The organism is Bradyrhizobium sp. (assembly GCF_016462955.1).
Classification (GTDB): domain Bacteria; phylum Pseudomonadota; class Alphaproteobacteria; order Rhizobiales; family Xanthobacteraceae; genus Bradyrhizobium.
Window position 1 is genome coordinate 1 of record NZ_JAEMSD010000669.1, and the last position, 3,027, is coordinate 3,027.

Below are 3,027 nucleotides of genomic sequence, written 5' to 3' on the forward strand. Positions count from 1 at the left end.
CTGGCTATGCCTGCGACATGACGAGCGAAAGCGCGATCTCGGGAGCGATCGCGAAGATCGCGTTGGAGGGACCGGTCATCGGCCTAGTCAACAACGCCGGCGCCCATGAGGCAAAGCGGACCGTCGAGCTCTCGCTGTCGGATTTCGAAGCCACGATGCGGCTGAACGCATCGGCCGTCATGGTCGCCTGCCGAGAAAGCTATCCGCATCTGAAGCTTGCGGGCGATTCCCTGATCGTTAACATAGGTTCCTTCTTCGACAAGCTCGCGGTGATCGATAACCTCGCCTATTGCGCGTCCAAGGCCGCGGTCGGCGCCATCACCCGCTGTCTGGCTGCGGAGTGGGCGCGCGACGGCATTCGCGTGCTTGACGTCGCGCCCGGCTACATCGAGACCGATCTGAACCGTGATTTTCTCGCGAGCGACAAGGTCCGGGCGTGGCTGAAACGCCGCGTGCCGGTCGGTCGGGCCGGATCTCCCGACGAAGTCGCGCGCCTCGTCGGCGCGCTCTATGCGGAGAACATAGCGTTCCTGACGGGCGAGACAATCTACATCGACGGCTGCCAGGGAGCGAACCATTAGATGTCCATCTTCGACGAACTGGAGCGCAGCCGCAACTGGAGCGACGATGACAAGCTCATCCTGTCGCAAGTCGACCGGCTTTGTGATGAGGTGATAGCACCGAACGCGGAACATGTCGACGCGAGCGGCGAATTTCCGTGGACCAACGTCAAGGCAATCAACGGGCTCGGCCTGAACGGAGTATTCGTGCCGGAGGAATTCGGCGGAGCGCCCACCTCATTCCGTTTGTACCTTGCGATCGTCAGGCGCATCTCCGCAGCCTGTGCCGCGACCGGCATCATCTATGCTACGAACTTCCATGCGATGAAGCCGCTGATCGAGTTCGGAACGACCGAGCAGAAGGCCCGTCTGCTGCCGCGTATCGCCGAAGGCGGATTGGCGTCTCTGGCCATCACGGAAGAATCCGCCGGATCCGATGCGACGGGTATGAAGACGAGATTTACTCCAGACGGCGACCAAATCGTGATCGATGGCTCGAAGCTCTTCATCACCAACGGCGATGTCGCAGACCGCATTCTTCTGTTCGGCAAATTCGCAGGGATCGACGAACCGAAGAAAGCCATCTCGGTGTTGGTGCTCGAGAAGGGGGCTCCCGGTTTCGAAGTCCTCCGCCTGGAAGACAAGATGGGCCACCGCGGGTCGTCGACTGCCGCGCTGCGCTTCGATGACGTCCGTGTGCCGCGCGCGAACCTGATCGGAGAACCGGGCGACGGTCTTCGGATCTTGCTGGCGTCATTGAACCGCTCCCGCCCGAGCATCGCCGCGCACGCGATGGGAATCGCGATGGCTGCCTTCAACGATATGACGGCCTACATGAACGAGCGCAAGCAATCGGGTCGCCGCATCGTGGACTTCCAGGCCAACCAGTTCATGCTGGCGGATCTCGCGACCGATCTCGCGATGTCCGATTGTTGGCTGGATCATCTGGCGGGCCTCATCGATTCGGGCGCGAAGGACTTCCGCGTCCAGGCATCCATGGCCAAGATGCGCGCGTCGGACCTCGCGATGCGTGCTTCGACCGAGGCCGTGCAGATGTTCGGTGGGTACGGCTATTGCCGCGACTACCGCGTCGAACGACTGATGCGCGACGCCAAGATCACGCAGATTTGGGAGGGTACCAATCAGGTGCACCGACAGCTTATCGGCAGGAGTTTCGCAGGGAAATGACGAGAACAATAAAGACGGTGGGTGTCTGCGGCGCTGCGGGGACCATGGGGGCCGGCATCGCGCTGGTCGCGGCGCGCGCGGGCTTTCGAACCATTTCCTATGACATGAAGGAGGACGCTCTCGAAAGGAGCGCAAAGCAGTCGGCCGCGTTTCTCGATAAGTCGGTCGAACGCGGCAAGCTGGAGGCGTCGAAACGCGACGCCATAGTCGGCGCGATGTCACGGACTACAGATATTTCCGCTCTGGAAGATTGTGATCTCGTCATAGAGGCGGTGTTCGAGGACCTCGCGACGAAACAAAAGTTGCTTGATCGCCTCGACGCGGTATGCTCCGAAGACACGATATTCGCTTCCAACACCTCGACACTCTCGATCACGGAGATCGCGTCAGGATCGAAGGTGCCGACACGCGTGGTCGGGATGCATTTCTGCCTTCCTGCGCAACTGATGAAGTTGATCGAGATGTCGCCGGGCATTCTGACGTCGGAAGAGACGTTCGAATCGGCTTGGGCGTGGACGAAAGCCTGCAGCCAAATACCGGTCAGAACACAGGACAAGCCGGGCTTCATTCTGAATGCGCTCCTGGTGCCCTTCAACAACGACGCGATCCGGGCGCTGGAGGCGGGGGTGGCGAGCGCAGCGGACATCGACAAGGCGATAAAGGCCGGGCTCGGATACAAGATGGGGCCCCTCGAACTCATCGATCTCATCGGACTCGATACGCAGGTGAGGCTTTGCGAGGCTTTCTATCCGATCACGCTGGATCCGCGAGCTGCGACTCCGCCCTTGCTGCGGCGCATGGTGGCCGCGGGCCTGCTCGGGCGCAAGTCCGGAAAGGGCTTTTTCGACTACGAAGGCAACGCGATGTATGGAGCCTGAGCCCATGACCTATGCGATTATCCAGGACGGGCCGAGCAGATCTTTTGCCGAAGGCGACAAGTTCCTCGCCGGAGCGACTGATCGGGATGCCGACGTCATCGTCCACTGTGGCACGCCCTTCGTCGCCGATCCCGGAAAGGCCGCAATCCTGGTCGAACTCGGCGACGAGAGCCTCGCGGAGCACATCGGAGAGGATCCCGCCGTCACGAATGCGTTAGGTTTTGCCCGCTATCGGAACGGCGACGACGCGCCCTCGAAACTCGTCGAACTGGTGCGGCCGGCGTCCGCCTCGGATGCTGCCGTCGCCGCCGCTGCCAAAGTCTTCAAAGAGGCCGGACTGGAAGTGGTGGTGTCGTCGGATCAGATCGGGCGTATCGTCAACAGGCTGGTGATCCCGAAGT

3 protein-coding genes and 1 pseudogene are annotated in these 3,027 nt (G+C 61.4%); all 4 read left to right on the plus strand.

Annotated elements, in window-relative coordinates:
* Nucleotides 1–581 (plus strand): SDR family oxidoreductase (locus JHD07_RS36565; RefSeq protein ID WP_291631031.1); only part of this gene is annotated, 581 nt, incomplete at its 5' end.
* Entirely contained in the window at nt 582–1,748 is a 1,167-nt protein-coding gene (locus tag JHD07_RS36570) for an acyl-CoA dehydrogenase family protein (protein WP_024342785.1), read from the plus strand.
* A complete protein-coding gene (locus JHD07_RS36575) occupies nt 1,745–2,626 on the plus strand; it encodes a 3-hydroxyacyl-CoA dehydrogenase family protein (protein WP_024342786.1) in 882 nt (293 codons plus the stop codon). The genes JHD07_RS36570 and JHD07_RS36575 overlap by 4 nt, the downstream gene beginning before the upstream one ends.
* 4 nt (nt 2,627–2,630) lie before the next feature.
* Nucleotides 2,631–3,027, plus strand: a pseudogene (locus JHD07_RS36580) (hypothetical protein); the annotation flags it as partial.